The organism is Stutzerimonas balearica DSM 6083, assembly GCF_000818015.1.
Taxonomy (GTDB): domain Bacteria; phylum Pseudomonadota; class Gammaproteobacteria; order Pseudomonadales; family Pseudomonadaceae; genus Stutzerimonas; species Stutzerimonas balearica.
This window is the reverse complement of the sequence record NZ_CP007511.1, coordinates 333,050-349,090: the sequence shown is the minus strand read 5'-3', so window position 1 is coordinate 349,090 and position 16,041 is coordinate 333,050. Positions and strand designations below refer to the sequence as shown.

Here is a 16,041-nt window from a genome sequence, read left to right as displayed (position 1 = left end):
TGGAAAACAGACTCCCCTCAGACCGGCGCGCCCCGGGCAGAGTTCAGCCCCGGGCGGCAACTGGCCAGCGTGCTACATGACCTTCCAGATCTCCGTGGCGTACTCGCTGATGGTGCGGTCCGAGGAGAACCAGCCGGTACGCGCCGTGTTGAGCACGGCCGAACGCCACCAGGCGTCCGCATCGCGCCAGCGCGCCTCGACCTCCAGTTGCGCCTGCCAGTACGCCTCGAAATCGGCGCAGACCATGAAGGTGTCGTGCCAGCCGAGCCCGTCGATAAGGCCGGTGTAGCGCCCCGGATCGTCGGAAGAGAAGGCGCCGCGGCGAATTGCCGAAAGCACCTCACCCAGACGCGGCGAGCCGATGATGGTCGCTTCGGCGTTGTACTCGCCGGCACGCTTGCGCGCCTCGACCTGCTGCGCGGTGAGGCCGAAGATGAACATGTGCTCGCGGCCGATCTGCTCGCTCATCTCGACATTCGCCCCGTCCAGCGTGCCGATGGTCAACGCGCCGTTGAGCGCGAACTTCATGTTGCTGGTGCCCGAGGCCTCGAGGCCGGCAGTGGATATCTGCTCGGAAAGGTCGGCCGCCGGGATGATGTCCTCGGCCAGGCTGACGTTGTAGTTGGGCAGGAACACGACCTTGAGCAGGCCACGCACGGTCGGATCGTCGTTGATCGTGCGGGCGATGTCGTTGGCCAGTTTGATGATCAGCTTGGCCTGGTGGTAGCTCGCCGCCGCCTTGCCGGCAAAGATCTTCACCCGCGGCACCCAGTCGCCGCCCGGGTCGGCGCAGATCGCGTGATACAGCGCGACGGTGTGCAGCAGGTTGAGCAACTGGCGCTTGTACTCGTGGATGCGCTTGACGTGGACGTCGAACAGCGCCTCCGGGTCGACCTGGATGCCGAGCCGCTCGTGAATCACCTTGGCCAGGTGGCGCTTGTTGGCCTGGCGCTGCTCGGCGAAGCGGCGGCGGAACTCGACCTGCTCGGCGAAGGGCTCGAGGTCGCGCAGGCGCGTCTGCGGTGAGTCGAGCACGTCCTCGCCAAGCGTCTCGACGAGCAGCCGGGTGAGCCTCGGGTTGGCCTGGTACAGCCAGCGGCGGAAGGTGATGCCGTTGGTCTTGTTGTTGATGCGCTGCGGATAGAGCCGGTGCAGGTCGGTGAACACCGTCTTGCGCATCAGCCCGGTGTGTAGCGCGGAGACGCCATTGACGCTGTGCGAGCCGAGAAACGCCAGGTTGCCCATGCGCACGCGGCGGCCATGGCCCTCTTCGATCAACGACACCGAGCGCAGCAGTTCGCCATCGTGCAGGCCGCGGTTGCGCAGGGCATCCAGGTGCTGGGCGTTGATCAGGTAGATGATCTGCATGTGCCGCGGCAACAGGCGCTCCATCAGGCCCACCGGCCAGGTTTCCAGCGCCTCGGGCAGCAGGGTGTGGTTGGTGTAGCAGAGCGTCGCGGTGGTCAGGCTCCAGGCCTTCTCCCAGGGCATGCCATGCACGTCCACCAACAGGCGCATCAGCTCGGCCACGGCGATCGCCGGATGGGTGTCGTTGAGCTGGATGGCCGCGTAATCGGGCAGGTTGTCCAGCGTGCCGCGCTGGTCCAGATGTCGACGCAGGAGATCCTGCAGCGAGGCGGCGACGAAGAAATACTCCTGGCGCAGGCGCAGTTCCTGGCCGGCCTCGGTGCTGTCGGCCGGATAGAGCACACGAGAGATGCTCTGCGCCTTGGCTTCCTCGGCGACCGCACCGATGTGGTCGCCAGCGTTGAAGCGCTCGAGATGGAAGTCGGCCTCGGCGCGCGCGCGCCACAGGCGCAAGGTGTTCACGCTGGCCCCGCGCCAGCCGACGATCGGGGTGTCGTAGGCGTTGGCGCGCACGCCCTCGGCCCAATGCCAGAAGTGCCGCGGCTCGCCATTGCCGTCGGGCAGCGCAGTGACGTGGCCGCCAAAGCCGATCAGGTAGCTGACCTCCGAGCGTTCGAATTCCCAGGGGTTGCCGAAATCGAGCCAGGTCTCGGTCTGCTCATGCTGCCAGCCATCGACGATCACCTGGCGAAACAGCCCGTGGTCGTAGCGGATGCCATAGCCGTGCGCCGGCACGCCGAGTGTGGCCATGCTCTCCATGAAGCAGGCGGCCAGGCGCCCGAGGCCGCCGTTGCCCAGCGCCGCGTCCGGCTCGGACAGGCGGATGCGGTCCAGGTCCAGGCCCAGCTCGGCGAGCGCCTGGCGCGCCGTGTCCAGCAGGCCGAGGTTGCTCAGGCTGTCGAACAGCAGGCGTCCGATGAGAAATTCCAGCGAAAGGTAATAGACGCGCTTGCAGCCCTTGTCATAGGTCTGTCGGGTGCACTCCATCCAGTGGTCGATGACCCGGTCGCGGGTGGCCAGCGCCACCGCCTCGAACCAGTCGAACTCGGCCGCATGCTCGGGATCCTTGCCGACCGAGTAGGTCAGCTTGCGCAGCACCTTTTCACGAAAGGCGGCCACTTCATCGGCGGTGGGAGCGTTGGGTTCCTGCGTCATGAATTACCCTCGCAAGCAAGAGAATCTGGAAGAACGACGGCACCTGCAGGCCGGCAGAAGGCAGTCTAGACAGCTCGCGGGGCATCCGGCCGTCGCCTGGACCAGCGGTTCGCCATTCGAACGCAGGGCAGCGCTGGAAATTCCCCGGGCAGAGGTTATGATCGCGCGCCCCTGCCCAGCGACAACCGCCGTGAAGACCCGACTGATCGCCTCTGCCGACCCCGAACGCCTGGAAACCTGGGTGCGCTACAGCAACGGCCTGTGCCGCGATTGCCAGGCAACCTGCTGCACGCTGCCGGTCGAAGTGCGCATCGACGACCTCATTCGCCTGCAGCTGGTCGATGAGTTCGAGCGCGACGAGCCGGCCAAGCAGGTGGCCCGCCGCCTGTCCCGCGAAGGCGTGGTCGAGCACTTCAACCAGAAGCACGGGCTGTTCACGCTGACGCGCATGGCCAATGGCGACTGCCTGTTTCTGGATACTCGCACGCGTCTGTGCAAGGTCTATGACAAGCGCCCGGATACCTGCCGCAACCACCCGCGCATCGGCCCGCGCCCGGGGCATTGCGCCTACGTCCGCAAGGCGGGTCGCTGAGCCGGCGCGAGGCGGCCAGATCGCGCCGGGATCGCGGAAGAACGCCGAGCGGAACTGGCAAAAACGTGACTCAGCGGTCATGCTTGGCGTCTGCCTGTATCTCCGTCACGTTTTAGGAATCCAACCGGCATGAGCCGCGAAAGCCGCTATCTGGAAGCCATTCTCCACCACGACATTCCGCTGACCCGTTCAATGGGCCTGCGCGTCGATGTCTGGGAAAACCACGAGCTGCGCCTGAAGGTCCCGCTGCAGGCCAACATCAATCACAAGAGCAGCATGTTCGGCGGCAGCCTGTATTGCGCGGCGGTGCTGGCTGGCTGGGGCTGGCTGCACCTGCGCCTGCGCGAGGCCGGTATCGACGACGGCCACATCGTCATCCAGGACGGCCGGATCGAATATCCGCTTCCCGTGGTCGACGACGCCACGGCCATCTGCAACGCCCCGGTCGAAGGCGCCTGGGAGCGCTTCGAGGCGATCTACCGCCGCCGCGGCCGTGCCCGCCTGGAGCTGCACAGCCGCATTCTCGCCGCCGACGGCCGTGACGCCGTGCGCTTCACCGGGCAGTACGTACTGCACAAGTAAGCCGCGACGAACGGCGCCCGCCGGATGACGGCCTGGCCTATGCTGGGCGCTTTGCCCGGAGGAAAAATCCGGCATGCGCATCGGCGTCATTTCCGATACCCATGGCCTGCTGCGTGCGCAGGCCAGCGTGGCCCTGCAGGGCTGCGACCTGATCATCCATGCCGGTGACATCGGCAAGCCTGAAGTGCTCGACGCTCTGCGCCAGATTGCGCCGCTTCAGGCCATTCGCGGCAACGTCGATGTCGCGGACTGGGCGACGGCCCTGCCCGAGGAGTTGGACCTCGAGTACGAGGGCCGGCGCCTGCATGTGCGTCACGACCTGAAGACGCTGGCGTTCGACCCGGCCGCCCGCGGTTTCGCCGTGGTCATCAGCGGCCATTCGCACAAGCCCTCGATCGAACGGCGCGACGGTGTGCTCTACCTCAACCCAGGCAGCGCCGGGCCGCGGCGCTTTCGCCTGCCAATCTGCCTGGCGCTGCTCGAGCTGAGCGCAGAAGGCGCCGCAGCCCAGCTGATCGAGCTCAGCTGACCCCGGTATAGCGGTCGGCACGGTGGTTGATTGCCAGCACCAGATTCAGCGCCACCGCGCCGAGCACCGAGAGCAGCACCCGATCCAGCGGTACCGCCAATACCGCGCCGAGCACGATCAGCGCATCGATACCCATCTGTACCTTGCCGGCGCGCACGCCGAAACGCTCCTGGATGTACAGCGTCAGGATGTTCACTCCGCCGAGGCTGGCGCGATGGCGGAACAGCATGAGCAACCCGACGCCCATGGCGAACCCCCCAAAAAGCGCGGCGTAGACCACATCAAGCCTGGCGAACTGGACCCAGTTGGGCATCAGTTCCGCATACAACGAGACCAGCCCGACCGCGCAGGCGGTGCGCAGGGTGAACTTCCAGCCCATGCGCCAGATCGCCAGCGCATAGAACGGCAGGTTGACGAGAAAGAACAGCGGGCCGAACGACCAGTCGCTCAGGTAGCTGAGCAGAAAGGCGACACCCACGGTGCCACCCGTGAGCAGTTGCGCATGGCTGTAGAAGGTAATGCCGAGGGCGACCATGGCGGTGCCGAGCAGCAGCGCCAGGAGATCCTCCCACAGAGGATGGCGCACAAAGATCGGGGCGACCCGGTCGGTGGCCGGGGCGCCGGTTTCATCGGATGACATGGTCAGATTCCCGTTGGCGACGCGCAGAAGCTTAGAGAGCCACGCCCGAGCACGCCTTGGCCTCGGTCAAGCGCGGCGGTCGGCGCGTACCCAGGTCTCGAAACGGTACGCCGGAGCGTCGCCTTCGGCCGGATGCGCCTCGCGCTCGACGCACTGCCACTCGGCCTCGTCGAAGGCCGGAAAGAAGGCATCGCCTTCCGGGCGCGCATCGATGCGGGTGAGATAGAGCCGCTGCGCACGGGCCAGCGCCTGGGAATAGAGCTGCGCACCGCCGATCAGCATCAGCTCGCCCGCGCCCTGCTCCAGCGCCCACTGCTCGGCCCGCTGCAGCGCAGATTCGAGATCGGTGAAGGTCTCGGCGCCCTCGAGCTGCAGGCCGGCCTGGCGACTGACCACCAGATTGAGCCGGCCCGGCAACGGCCGACCGAGTGAATCCCAAGTCTTGCGTCCCATGATCACCGGCTTGCCGAGGGTCATGGCCTTGAAATGGCGCAGGTCCGCCGGCAGGTGCCAGGGCATGCTGTTGTCGCGCCCGATCACGTGCCGCTCTGCGAGGGCCGCGATCATCGCGAGGGGAAGTGAGGGCTGAGTCATGCCCGCGAGGATAGCAGAGCGCCAGGGCGAGCGGCACGTGCGCATGGTCGGGCAGCTCACCTTGTAGCCCGGCGCCCTGTCTCAGGCATTCGCGCCACGCTCAACGCACACCCGCTTTGCCTGCTCGCTACCGGCCAGCGACGAATGCCCGGCAAAACCTGAACCAACCGTTCGTCGGCTTTTGCCTTTCAGAACCAGAGGCCGTTCGCCATCCGGGCCGTGCCGCCGCGCGGCTCGTCGGACAGATGCCGATCTGCCAGCAGTGCTCAGCTGTGGAAAAACTTGTATACAAAAGCTGGCATAAAGCGCATTCAATTTTCTACAGTGGCAGCACAATAAAAAAGACGGGAGAAGCTACCCCATGTCAGTCGCGTCCGCCCCCGAAAAACGCCCCGAATACGAAAACCTCGGCATCGGTGCGAACCTGGCCTACGGCCTGCAACACGTGCTCACCATGTATGGCGGCATCGTCGCCGTGCCCCTGATCGTCGGCCAGGCGGCCGGCCTGTCACCGGCCGACATCGGTCTGTTGATCGCCGCCTCGCTGTTCGCCGGCGGGCTGGCCACGCTACTGCAAACACTTGGCATCCCTTTCTTCGGTTGCCAGCTGCCCCTCGTGCAAGGCGTCTCCTTCGCTGGCGTGGCGACGATGATCGCCATCATCGGCAGCGACGGCGCCGGCGGGCTACCGGTGGTGTTCGGCTCGGTCATTGCCGCCTCATTGATCGGCCTGCTGATCACGCCGGTGTTCTCTCGCATCACCAAGTTCTTTCCGCCGCTGGTCACCGGCATCGTCATCACCACCATCGGCCTGACGCTGATGCCGGTCGCGGCGCGCTGGGCGATGGGCGGCAACAGCCAGGCCCCGGATTTCGGCAGCGTCGCCAACATCTGCCTGGCTGCGTTCACCCTCTTTACCGTGCTGGCGCTGAGCAAGCTGGGCAATGCCAGCATCTCGCGCCTGTCGATCCTCCTGGCGATGGTGGTCGGCACCCTGGTCGCGGTGTTCTTTGGCATGGCCGACTTCTCCCAGGTGCTCGAGGGGCCGCTGGTCGCCCTGCCGTCGCCGCTGCACTTCGGCGCGCCGGAGTTCCAGGTGGCGGCGATCCTGTCGATGCTCATCGTCATCGTGGTCACCCTGGTGGAAACCTCGGCGGACATCCTCGCGGTGGGCGAAATCATCGAGACCAAGGTCGACTCCAAGCGCCTGGGCAATGGCCTGCGCGCCGACATGATCTCCAGCTCTCTGGCGCCGCTGTTCGGCTCCTTCACCCAGAGCGCGTTCGCGCAGAATGTCGGGCTGGTCGCGGTCACCGGCGTGAAGAGCCGCTACGTGGTAGCCACCGCCGGCCTGATTCTGGTCACCCTCGGTCTGCTGCCGGTGATGGGACGCCTGATCGCCGCGGTGCCCACCGCCGTGCTCGGTGGCGCCGGCGTGGTGCTGTTCGGCACGGTGGCCGCCAGCGGCATCCGCACCCTGGCGCAGGTCGACTACCGCAACAACATGAACCTGGTGATCGTCGCCACCTCGATCGGCTTCGGCATGATCCCGATCGCCGCACCGAGCTTCTACCACCACTTCCCCGCCTGGTTCGAGACGATCTTCCACTCCGGCATCAGCTCGGCGGCGATCATGGCGATTCTCTTGAATCTGACCTTCAACCACCTGAAGGCCGGCAACTCCGATCAGCAATCGGTATTCGTCGCCGCCAGCGAGCGCACGCTGCGCTACCAGGACATCGCGGCCCTGCACGATGGCGACTACTTCCGCAACGGCAAGCTGTATGACGCCGACGGCAACGAAGTTCCGCTGGTCGACGCTCACCATCACGCCGCACCGCCGCCGCGGCCACAGATGCGCGCGGCCAGCTCGAGCAGCGCCTGAGCCCAGCCGGCGGCCAGGCAAAGCAAAAGGGCGGTCATTCGACCGCCCTTTCGTTTCAGGCCTTGCTGGCCACCTTCTGCAGGTTTTCGTGAATCTTGAACAGCACGATCAGCAGCTCGCACCAGACGCGCGTGCCGATCAGGCCGAACACCAGCACAGCCAACCCGGACCAGAGCCCGCCGCCGAACATACCGGCCATGAGTGCGATCGAGCCGACCACCACGCCGACCAGCCCGAGCCAGTACAGCAGCGTAATGATCTTGGGTGTCACCATCGCGTCGAAGAACAAGGTTTGTTTCATGAAAAGTCCCTTTTTCGGTGCGCAGGGGCAGCGAGCACATGGTGCTGAGCATCGGCCGGTCCCTGGCGGATGATGCGGCGAACCGCGGAGTCGATCGGTTGATCGGCGGCGCATACTAACGGACAGCGCCCCCGCGTCATTTGACCGATTTCACCCTTCCAATCGGGAGCGGTTATCCTGCCGATCGAGCCCCACGACGAGAAGCCGCGTGCCTGCATCCGCACCGTTTTCACCCGAGACCCCAGCCGACCCGCTCGATCGCCTCTGGCTCACCGAGGCCGTTCGCCTGCGCGAAGAACACGCCGGCCCCCTGGAGGACGACGAGGCCAATCGCCAAGCCCGCGCCGCCGGCGGCGAGCTGCAGGCGAGGATCGAGCACCGCGCGCTCTGGCTGGCGCGTCGCGACGGCCTGATCGAAGCCCTGATGCACTGGCGCCAGGGCGCCCGTCTGGGCGCTTTCGCCCTGGCGTTGCTGGCTGCTGCCAGCGGTGCCGGGCTGGCCTGGGCGGCCCTGGGCGACGGTACGCGGCCGGTCAACGTGTTCTGGGCGCTGGGCAGCCTGCTCGGGCTGAACCTGCTGACCCTGCTCGGCTGGCTGCTGGCCTTTTTCCTCACGCGTGACAGCGGCGGCGCCCTCGGCCGGCTCTGGCTGTGGCTCAGCGAAAAGCTCGCCCGCGACGCCCGCGCGGCTCAGCTGGCGCCGGCCCTGCTTGCCGTCCTGCACCAGCGCCGGCTTGGCCGCTGGCTGCTCGGCCTTGGAGTGCATGGACTCTGGCTGCTGGCGATGGGCAGCGCCTTGCTCACACTGCTCGCGCTGCTCGCCACCCGCCGCTACGGTTTTGTCTGGGAGACCACCATCCTCGGCGAGAGCGCCTTCATCGGCCTGACCCAGGCACTCGGTGCGCTTCCGTCGCTGCTCGGCTTCAGCCTGCCGGATGTCGAGCAGATCCGCGCCAGCGGCATGCTCGGTGGCGACCTCGAGCGCGCGCGGCAGAGCTGGGCCGGCTGGCTGGTCGGCGTGCTGCTGGTCTATGGCCTGCTGCCGCGCCTGGGGCTTGCCGCGCTTTGCCTGTGGCGCTGGCGACGTGGCCGGGCGGCGTTGCGTCTCGACCTCGACCTGCCGGCCTATCGCCTGCTGCGTGAACGTCTGCAGCCGACCAGCGAGCGCCTCGGCATCCGTGATGCGGCGCCTGCCCAACTGCACGCGCCCAGCGCCGGCGCTCAGCTCGATGGCAGCGCCGGTGCCGTACTGGTGGCCATCGAACTGGATGGCCGTCGCCCATGGCCGCCGGTTCTACCAAAGGGTGTTGCCGATGCCGGCGTGCTCGACGATCGCGAAGGCCGGCGGCGCCTGCTCGAACAGCTCAGCCGTTTTCCGCCAGCGCGTCTGGTCATCGCCTGCGACCCGCGGCGCTCGCCGGACCGCGGCACGCTGGCGCTGCTCGGCGAGCTGTCGCGCTGTGCGGCGGCGACTCGCGTCTGGCTGCTGCAGGCACCAGCCGGCGAGGCGCTCGACAGCGCGCGTCTGCAAGACTGGCATCAGGCCCTCGATACGCTGGGGCTGACGCATTCCAGCGCTGCCCCGCTGCGCTGGCTGGAGACTGGCCATGACTGACGCCCTCAAGCTGGCCGTGGTCGGCCACACCAATGTCGGCAAGACCTCGCTGCTGCGCACCCTGACCCGCGACATCGGCTTCGGCGAGGTCTCGCACCGGCCGAGCACCACGCGTCACGTCGAAGGCGCACGGCTGTCGGTGGATGGCGAAGCGCTGCTGGAGCTCTACGACACCCCGGGTCTCGAAGATGCCATCGCCCTGCTCGACTACCTCGAGCGGCTGGAGCGCCCCGGCGAACGCCTCGACGGCCCGGCACGCACCGCGCGCTTTCTCGACGGCAGCGAGGCGCGGGGGCGCTTCGAGCAGGAAGCCAAGGTGCTGCGTCAGCTGCTCGCCAGCGACGCCGGGCTCTACGTGATCGACGCCCGTGAGCCGGTGCTGGCCAAGTACAAGGACGAGCTGGCGGTGCTCGCCGGCTGCGGCAAGCCGCTGTTGCCGGTGCTCAACTTCGTCGCCCAGCCGGGGCACCGCGACGAGGAATGGCGTCAGGCCCTGGCCCGCCTCGGCCTGCATGCACTGGTGCGCTTCGACAGCGTGGCGCCACCCGTGGACGGTGAGCGCCGGCTGTATGAAAGCCTGGCGCTGCTGCTGGAACAGGCGCGCCCCAAGCTGCAGCGCCTGATCGAGGACCACGAGGCCCAGGCTGCCGCACGCCTGGCCAGCGGCCAGCGGCTGATCGCCGAGCTGCTGGTGGATGTCGCCGCCTGCCGACGCAGCGTGGCGGCCCAGCCGGAGCTGGAGCGTGGCGCCATTCGGGAATTGCACGACGCCGTGCGCGGCCGCGAGCAGCGCTGCGTCGAGGCGCTGCTGCGCCTGTACGCCTTTCGCCGGGACGACGCGGCAGCCAGCGATCTGCCGTTGCTCGATGGGCGCTGGGGCGACGATCTGTTCAATCCCGAGACCTTGAAGCAACTCGGCGTGAAGATCGGCGGCGGCATGGCCGCAGGTGCCGCGGCAGGTGCCGGCGTGGACCTGATGGTCGGCGGTATCACCCTCGGTGCGGCGGCGCTGCTCGGCGCCATTGCCGGCGGCGGTGCGCAGACCGCGCGGCACTACGGCAACCGCCTGCTCGGCAAGCTCAAGGGCAAGCGCGAGCTGACCGTCGATGATGCCGTGCTGCGCCTGCTCGCCCTGCGCCAGCGCCAGTTGCTGGCCGCGCTGGCCAGCCGTGGGCATGCCGCCACCGAGGCAATCCGCCTGGCCGCGCCGCAGGATCAGAGCTGGCGCGAAGGCAAATTGCCGGAGGCCCTGGTTCGCTGTCGGGCGCACCCGCAATGGTCGTCGCTCAACCCGGGCGCGCGGCTCGCCGAGGACGAGCGACGGCAGGTGCTCGACCAGCTGCAGGCCGATTTGCAGCACGGATGACCACCGGGCGCCTCAGCCGGCGGCCATGCGCTCACGCCCTTCGACCGCCGGCGCGGCGCTGCCCAGCCGCAGCGTCCAGAGCGTCGCCACAACGATCAGCAGGCCGCCGGCCCAGCCCAACGGATCGAGCCGCTCACCCAGCCAGAGCCCGGCGATCAGCGCACCGAACAGCGGCTCGGACCCCATCAGCAGCGAGACGCGGGTCGCACTGCTCCGCGCCAGGGCGAGATTCTGCGCATAGAACGCAAACAGCGTGGCGAACAGCACCAGGTAAAGGCTCAAGGCCCAGAACTGCGGCTCGCGCGGTAATGCCGGCAGGCCACCCGTAGCCGCAGCCAGCACCAGGCAAGCCAGCGCCACCACGCCGCTCTGCACGCCGGTCAGCGCCAACGCCGGCACGCCGCGGGCCGCGGTGAGGCGCCGCGTCAGGCAGACGAACAGCGCCCGCAGCAGCGCGGCCAGCAGCATCAGCCCGTCGCCGACGTTGAAGCCGGCCTGCGGCCCGCCGGTGAGCAGCCACACGCCAAGCAGCGACATACCGGCCGCCGCGCAAAGGGCTGGATGAGGCCGCTGCCCGAGCAGCAGCCACTCGAGCAATGGCGTCAGGATGACGCACAGGCTGATCAGGAATGCGGCATTGCTCGCGCGGGTGAGGCTCACGCCATAGATCTCGCAAAGAAAGATCGCCAGCAGCAGCAGGCCAAGCGGCAGCCCCGGGCGCCAGGCACGCCGGCCGGCGCCGCGCAACTGCGGCAGCAGGAGCACGAAGGTCAGGCCGAAGCGAATCGCGATGAAGCCCAGCACCGGGTAGAACAGCAGGGCCTGCTTGGCCGCCGCGTAGCTGCTGCCCCAGATGATGGCGACCAACAGCAGCATGCCGTCGGCGACACCGGGCCAACGAGCGGGGACAGGCGTGGAAGAAATCATCGGCGGGCGCTCCAGGGGTCGGAGCGTCATTGTCCGACCAGGCACCTCTGGCGATAATCCCGTCGAAACGAACAGGACTTTTGCGCCATGGGAACGAATCAGGCCGCTGACCTCCTGCCCTACATGGCGGCGTTCGCCCGCGTGGTCGAGGCCGGCAGCTTCTCCGCAGCGGCCCGCGAGATCGGCAGCACGCCCTCGGCGCTGAGCCGGCAGATCGCCCGCCTGGAGCAACGGCTGGGCTTGCGGCTGCTCGAGCGCACCACCCGCCAGCTGCGGCTGAACGAAGCCGGCCAGGCGTTCTACGCGCAGTGCCGCCAGGCGCTGCAGGCCGCCGACGCCGCGCTGGCGCTGAGCGAAGGCATGATGCGCAGCCCACGCGGCCAGGTGCGCCTGAGCGTGCCCAAGGCCTACGGCAAATTCCTCATCGCGCCGCTGATGGGGCCGTTTCTGCAGCGCTATCCGGAGATCGACGTGCAGCTGCGCATCAGCGATCTGTCACCGGATCTGATCGAGGATGGCTTCGACCTGATGGTGCAGGTCACCGACCAGCCGCCCGAAGGCCTCGCCGGCCGGCCGCTGGGCGAGGTGCGCCAGCTGCTCTGCGCCAGCCCCGAATACCTGGCTCGCCATGGCACGCCGGACCATCCGCAGGCGCTGCTGCGGCACAGCTGTCTGTATCTGGGGGAAACCGCCGGGGATCATCGCTGGCACCTGCGCCGCGACGGCGAGCAGCAGGTGGTCGCCGTGCACGGGCGCTTCGTCAGCAACCACAGCGAGGCGCGATTGCAGGCGGCGCTGGCGCACCTGGGCATCACCTGCCTGCCACACTTCACCGCAGCCGAGGCACTGGCCGCGGGCCGCCTGGTCGAGGTGCTGCCCGGCTGGCGCTACACCGGTTCCTACCAGGGTGCCGCCTGGCTGCTCTGGCGTCAGGACCGCCAACTGCCGCCAAAGCTGCGTGTGCTGATCGATTTTCTCGCCGCGCAGCTGGCCTGAGCGGCCTCAGCGGTTCTTGCCGCTCTCGACTTCCTCGGCGATGCGCGCCAGGCCCAGGTGACGGACGTCGGTGCCGCGCACCAGATAGATCACCAGCTCGGCGATGTTGCGCGCGTGGTCGCCGATGCGTTCGAGCGAGCGCAGCACCCAGATCACGTTGAGCACGCGGGAGATCGAGCGCGGGTCTTCCATCATGAAGGTCACCAGCTCGCGCAGCGCGGTCTTGTACTCGCGATCGACGGTCTTGTCGTACTGCGCCACCGACAACGCCAGCTCGGCGTCGAAACGGGCAAAGGCGTCGAGCGCTTCCTGCACCATGCGCCGCACCTGGTCGCCGATATGGCGCACCTCGACGTAGCCGCGCGGCGACTCGCCTTCCTCGCACAACTGGATGGCGCGGCGGGCGATTTTCGAGGCCTCGTCGCCGATGCGCTCGAGGTCGATCACCGACTTCGACACGCTGATGATCAGGCGCAGGTCGGATGCCGCCGGCTGGCGGCGGGCGAGGATGCGGATGCACTCCTCGTCGATGTTGCGCTCCATCTGGTTGATCTGGTCATCGACCTCACGCACCTGCTGCGCCAGGCCCGAATCGGCCTCGATCAGCGCGGTGACCGCGTCGTTGACCTGCTTCTCCACCAACCCGCCCATGGCCAGCAGGTGGCTGCGCACCTCCTCGAGCTCGGCGTTGAACTGCTGGGAGATGTGTTGGGTGTGGCTGTCTTTGCTGATCATTGTTCTCGCTCCGAGGAGACTGCCGCTAGGCGGCTCTGGTGCGCAGCGCACCTGGAAATAGTCGAGTCGACATTGAGGCCCTTGGGAAATCTTCGCTGGCGCGGAGGGCGTGCGCAGACAGTACATCTAGTACGGCAAGCGCGCCCGACAAGGCCAGGGGAGATTTCCCATGGCCTCAACCGTAGCGTCCGGTGATGTAGTCTTCGGTCTGCTTCTTGGCCGGGTTGGTGAACAGCGTATCGGTATCGCCATATTCGATCAGCTTGCCCATGTACATGAACGCGGTGTAGTCCGACACCCGCGCGGCCTGCTGCATGTTGTGGGTAACGATGACGATGGTGTACTTGGATTTCAGCTCGTAGATCAGCTCCTCGACCTTCAGCGAGGAAATCGGGTCGAGGGCCGAGCTCGGTTCGTCGAGCAGCAGCACTTCCGGCTGCACGGCGATGGTGCGGGCGATCACCAGGCGCTGCTGCTGACCGCCGGACAGGCCGAGTGCCGACTCGTGCAGGCGATCCTTGACCTCCTCCCACAGCGCCGCGCCCTTGAGCGCCCATTCGACGGTTTCGTCGAGCACGCGCTTCTGCTTGATGCCCTGGATGCGCAGGCCGTAGACGACGTTCTCGTAGATGCTCTTGGGGAACGGGTTGGGCTTCTGGAACACCATGCCGACGCGACGGCGCAGGTCGGCGACGTCTTCGCCCTTGCGGTAGATGTTGGTGCCGTCGAGGTTGATCGCGCCTTCGATGCGGCAGCCATCGACCAGGTCGTTCATGCGGTTGAAGCAGCGCAGCAGGGTCGACTTGCCGCAGCCCGACGGCCCGATGAAGGCGGTCACACGCTGGCGCGGGATGTTCATGCTGACGTTGAACAGCGCCTGCTTCTCGCCGTAGAACAGGCTCAGGTCCGGCACTTCGATGGCCACCGGCTCGTCAGCCAGGCTCAGGCTGCGTTTGTCGCGTCCGAGGGCGGCGATGTCGATGGAATGGGTGTTGGTTTGCATGTGCTCACTCCGTTCGCAGCGGCAAGCTGCAAGCTTGAATGGCAAGCCCGGGCCGGCGCCCGCGGCTTGCGCCCTCGATTAATGATCCAGCGCCTTGTACTTCTCGCGCAGATGGTTACGGATGACCACCGCGCTGAAGTTGAGAATAGCGATGACCAGCACCAGCAGCAGCGCCGTGGCGTAGACCAGCGGGCGCGCCGCCTCGACGTTGGGGCTCTGGAAGCCGACGTCGTAGATGTGGAAGCCCAGGTGCATGATCTTCTGGTCCAGGTGCAGATAGGGGTAGTTGCCGTTGAGCGGCAGGGTCGGCGCCAGCTTGACCACGCCGACCAGCATCAGCGGGGCGACCTCACCGGCAGCGCGCGCCACGGCGAGGATCAGGCCGGTCATCATCGCCGGGCTGGCCATTGGCAGCACCACCTTCCACAACGTCTCGGACTTGGTCGCACCGAGCGCCAGCGAGCCTTCGCGGATCATCCGCGGGATGCGCGCCAGGCCTTCCTCGGTGGCCACGATCACCACTGGCAGCGTGAGGATCGCCAGGGTCAGCGAGGCCCACATCAGCCCCGGGGTGCCGAACACCGGCGCCGGCGCGGCCTCGGGGTAGAACAGGCGGTCGATCGAGCCGCCGAGGACGTAGACGAAGAAGCCCAGGCCGAACACCCCGTAGACGATCGAGGGTACGCCGGCGAGGTTGTTCACTGCGATGCGAATGATGCGGGTGAGCAGCCCCTGCTTGGCGTATTCGCGCAGGTAGACCGCCGCGATCACACCGAACGGGGTGACGATCACCGCCATGATGATGGTCATCAGCACGGTGCCGAAGATCGCCGGGAAGATACCGCCCTCGGTGTTGGCCTCGCGCGGTTCGTCGCTGACGAACTCCCACAGCTTGGCGAAGTAGAAGCCGAGCTTGTCGGCAATCGACATGTCGTTGGGCTGGTAGGCCCGTACCACCTTGCCGAGGTTGATTTCCATCTCGCGGCCGTCGGCGGTGCGCACCGTCATGCTGTCGCGGCTGAACTGCTGGTTCAGCGCCACCAGTTCGCTCTCCAGCGCCTTGTAATGGGCGTCCCACTCGGCCCGCTCGGCGTCCAGGTCGGCCTGGGCCGTCGCATCCAGCCGACCGTCCAACTCGAGCTGGCGGGTTCTCAGGCGCAGGCGCTCGAGGCCATGGTTGATGCGGCCGATATCGACCTTTTCCAGCTCGGCGATCTGCGCGTGCAGCTCGTCGACACGGGCGATGCGCTGCTGCAGTTCGGTCCAGGCATCGGCACCCTCGGCGACCACCTGGCCCTGCTCCTTGACGTTGACCAGATAGCCGTAGAAATTGCCCCACTCACGCCGCTCGACCGCCATCAACTCGGCCGGCCGGCGCATCTCGCTCAGCCACTCGCCGACCACCCAGGTGAAGTCGGCACCGTAGACCTCGCGGTTGCCGACCTTGAGCAGCTCGCGGGTCATGAACTCACCGCCTTCGACGTCCACCGGCAGGCCGCTGGCGGCCAGGCGTGCACGCGGCACCTCTTCGGCTTCGACCACTTCGCCGGCGACTACCCGCGCCGGACTGCCGGGCACCTGATAGTCGGCGACGATGACATCGGCCGGCCAGAAGTGCGCCAGGCCACGCACCGCGATCACCGAGAGCAGGCCCAGCGTCATCAGAATGGCGATGGCCACCGCGCCGGCGTTCATCCAGACCCACGGCGTGCCGCTCTTGAACCAGGTCTTGAGGTTCTGCTGTTTCACGTTC

The 16,041-nt window shown here is 67.3% G+C and carries 15 protein-coding genes; 7 read left to right on the top strand and 8 right to left on the bottom strand.

The features are described 5' to 3' along the window. Positions 1-72: 72 nt before the first annotated feature. Positions 73-2,523 (bottom strand): glycogen/starch/alpha-glucan phosphorylase, encoded by a 2,451-nt coding sequence (locus tag CL52_RS01495; RefSeq protein WP_041108551.1) that lies wholly within the window; start codon positions 2,521-2,523, stop codon positions 73-75. Positions 2,524-2,713: 190 nt separating this feature from the next. Here CL52_RS01495 and CL52_RS01490 point away from each other — a divergent pair, with 190 nt between their 5' ends. From CL52_RS01490 to CL52_RS01480, 3 genes are all read left to right on the top strand, one after another. Then, positions 2,714-3,115, top strand: coding sequence for a YkgJ family cysteine cluster protein (locus tag CL52_RS01490; protein ID WP_041108652.1), 402 nt, complete (start codon positions 2,714-2,716; stop codon positions 3,113-3,115). Between the two features lie 129 nt (positions 3,116-3,244). After that, positions 3,245-3,697: a thioesterase domain-containing protein gene (locus CL52_RS01485; protein ID WP_041108552.1), complete on the top strand. Its 453-nt coding sequence runs from the start codon at positions 3,245-3,247 to the stop codon at positions 3,695-3,697. A 73-nt stretch (positions 3,698-3,770) separates the two neighbouring features. Continuing rightward, positions 3,771-4,226, top strand: coding sequence for a metallophosphoesterase family protein (locus CL52_RS01480; RefSeq protein ID WP_043217989.1), 456 nt, complete (start codon positions 3,771-3,773; stop codon positions 4,224-4,226). On the opposite strand, the gene CL52_RS01475 is transcribed toward CL52_RS01480, so the two are convergent. Together CL52_RS01475 and CL52_RS01470 are read right to left on the bottom strand one after the other, a co-directional pair. Further along, positions 4,219-4,866, bottom strand: coding sequence for a YitT family protein (locus tag CL52_RS01475; protein ID WP_043217985.1), 648 nt, complete (start codon positions 4,864-4,866; stop codon positions 4,219-4,221). The genes CL52_RS01480 and CL52_RS01475 overlap by 8 nt on opposite strands. A gap of 66 nt (positions 4,867-4,932) precedes the next feature. Beyond that, positions 4,933-5,460, bottom strand: a complete 528-nt coding sequence (locus tag CL52_RS01470; protein ID WP_043217983.1) for a dihydrofolate reductase — start codon at positions 5,458-5,460, stop codon at positions 4,933-4,935. 361 nt (positions 5,461-5,821) lie between these two features. Between CL52_RS01470 and CL52_RS01465 the strand changes: the two genes are divergently transcribed. Beyond that, positions 5,822-7,345: a nucleobase:cation symporter-2 family protein gene (locus CL52_RS01465; protein ID WP_043217981.1), complete on the top strand. Its 1,524-nt coding sequence runs from the start codon at positions 5,822-5,824 to the stop codon at positions 7,343-7,345. Positions 7,346-7,400: 55 nt separating this feature from the next. Here the strand turns inward: CL52_RS01465 and CL52_RS01460 are convergent, their stop codons facing one another. Then, a complete protein-coding gene (locus CL52_RS01460; protein ID WP_041108557.1) occupies positions 7,401-7,646 on the bottom strand; it encodes a DUF4282 domain-containing protein in 246 nt (81 codons plus the stop codon). Between the two features lie 208 nt (positions 7,647-7,854). Between CL52_RS01460 and CL52_RS01455 the strand changes: the two genes are divergently transcribed. After that, positions 7,855-9,261: a DUF2868 domain-containing protein gene (locus CL52_RS01455; protein ID WP_043217979.1), complete on the top strand. Its 1,407-nt coding sequence runs from the start codon at positions 7,855-7,857 to the stop codon at positions 9,259-9,261. Then, a complete protein-coding gene (locus tag CL52_RS01450; RefSeq protein ID WP_043217978.1) occupies positions 9,254-10,627 on the top strand; it encodes a DUF3482 domain-containing protein in 1,374 nt (457 codons plus the stop codon). The genes CL52_RS01455 and CL52_RS01450 overlap by 8 nt, the downstream gene beginning before the upstream one ends. A gap of 12 nt (positions 10,628-10,639) precedes the next feature. Here the strand turns inward: CL52_RS01450 and CL52_RS01445 are convergent, their stop codons facing one another. Beyond that, on the bottom strand, positions 10,640-11,554 hold the full coding sequence (locus CL52_RS01445; protein ID WP_052264504.1) for a DMT family transporter: 915 nt from the start codon (positions 11,552-11,554) through the stop codon (positions 10,640-10,642). An 87-nt stretch (positions 11,555-11,641) separates the two neighbouring features. Between CL52_RS01445 and CL52_RS01440 the strand changes: the two genes are divergently transcribed. Further along, positions 11,642-12,550 carry a LysR family transcriptional regulator gene (locus tag CL52_RS01440; RefSeq protein WP_043217977.1) on the top strand — a complete coding sequence of 303 codons (909 nt, stop codon included), beginning with the start codon at positions 11,642-11,644 and terminating at the stop codon, positions 12,548-12,550. Positions 12,551-12,556: 6 nt separating this feature from the next. Here the strand turns inward: CL52_RS01440 and phoU are convergent, their stop codons facing one another. The 3 genes from phoU to pstA form a co-directional block, all read right to left on the bottom strand. After that, positions 12,557-13,285: a phosphate signaling complex protein PhoU gene (phoU, locus tag CL52_RS01435; RefSeq protein ID WP_043217975.1), complete on the bottom strand. Its 729-nt coding sequence runs from the start codon at positions 13,283-13,285 to the stop codon at positions 12,557-12,559. A gap of 175 nt (positions 13,286-13,460) precedes the next feature. Beyond that, positions 13,461-14,288: a phosphate ABC transporter ATP-binding protein PstB gene (gene pstB / locus CL52_RS01430; protein ID WP_043217974.1), complete on the bottom strand. Its 828-nt coding sequence runs from the start codon at positions 14,286-14,288 to the stop codon at positions 13,461-13,463. A gap of 78 nt (positions 14,289-14,366) precedes the next feature. Next, the gene (pstA, locus tag CL52_RS01425; RefSeq protein ID WP_043217972.1) at positions 14,367-16,037 is read right to left on the bottom strand and encodes a phosphate ABC transporter permease PstA; all 1,671 of its coding nucleotides are present in this window, start codon (positions 16,035-16,037) and stop codon (positions 14,367-14,369) included. Positions 16,038-16,041: the final 4 nt, after the last annotated feature.

Bases quoted from the DNA above. Each gene is read 5' to 3' on its own strand.
- CL52_RS01495 (WP_041108551.1), bottom strand. From the start codon at position 2,523: ATGACGCAGGAACCCAACGCTCCCACCGCCGATGAAGTGGCCGCCTTT.
- CL52_RS01485 (WP_041108552.1), top strand. From the start codon at position 3,245: ATGAGCCGCGAAAGCCGCTATCTGGAAGCCATTCTCCACCACGACATT.
- CL52_RS01480 (WP_043217989.1), top strand. From the start codon at position 3,771: ATGCGCATCGGCGTCATTTCCGATACCCATGGCCTGCTGCGTGCGCAG.
- CL52_RS01475 (WP_043217985.1), bottom strand. From the start codon at position 4,866: ATGTCATCCGATGAAACCGGCGCCCCGGCCACCGACCGGGTCGCCCCG.
- CL52_RS01470 (WP_043217983.1), bottom strand. From the start codon at position 5,460: ATGACTCAGCCCTCACTTCCCCTCGCGATGATCGCGGCCCTCGCAGAG.
- CL52_RS01465 (WP_043217981.1), top strand. From the start codon at position 5,822: ATGTCAGTCGCGTCCGCCCCCGAAAAACGCCCCGAATACGAAAACCTC.
- CL52_RS01460 (WP_041108557.1), bottom strand. From the start codon at position 7,646: ATGAAACAAACCTTGTTCTTCGACGCGATGGTGACACCCAAGATCATT.
- CL52_RS01450 (WP_043217978.1), top strand. From the start codon at position 9,254: ATGACTGACGCCCTCAAGCTGGCCGTGGTCGGCCACACCAATGTCGGC.
- CL52_RS01445 (WP_052264504.1), bottom strand. From the start codon at position 11,554: ATGATTTCTTCCACGCCTGTCCCCGCTCGTTGGCCCGGTGTCGCCGAC.
- CL52_RS01440 (WP_043217977.1), top strand. From the start codon at position 11,642: ATGGGAACGAATCAGGCCGCTGACCTCCTGCCCTACATGGCGGCGTTC.
- phoU (WP_043217975.1), bottom strand. From the start codon at position 13,285: ATGATCAGCAAAGACAGCCACACCCAACACATCTCCCAGCAGTTCAAC.
- pstB (WP_043217974.1), bottom strand. From the start codon at position 14,288: ATGCAAACCAACACCCATTCCATCGACATCGCCGCCCTCGGACGCGAC.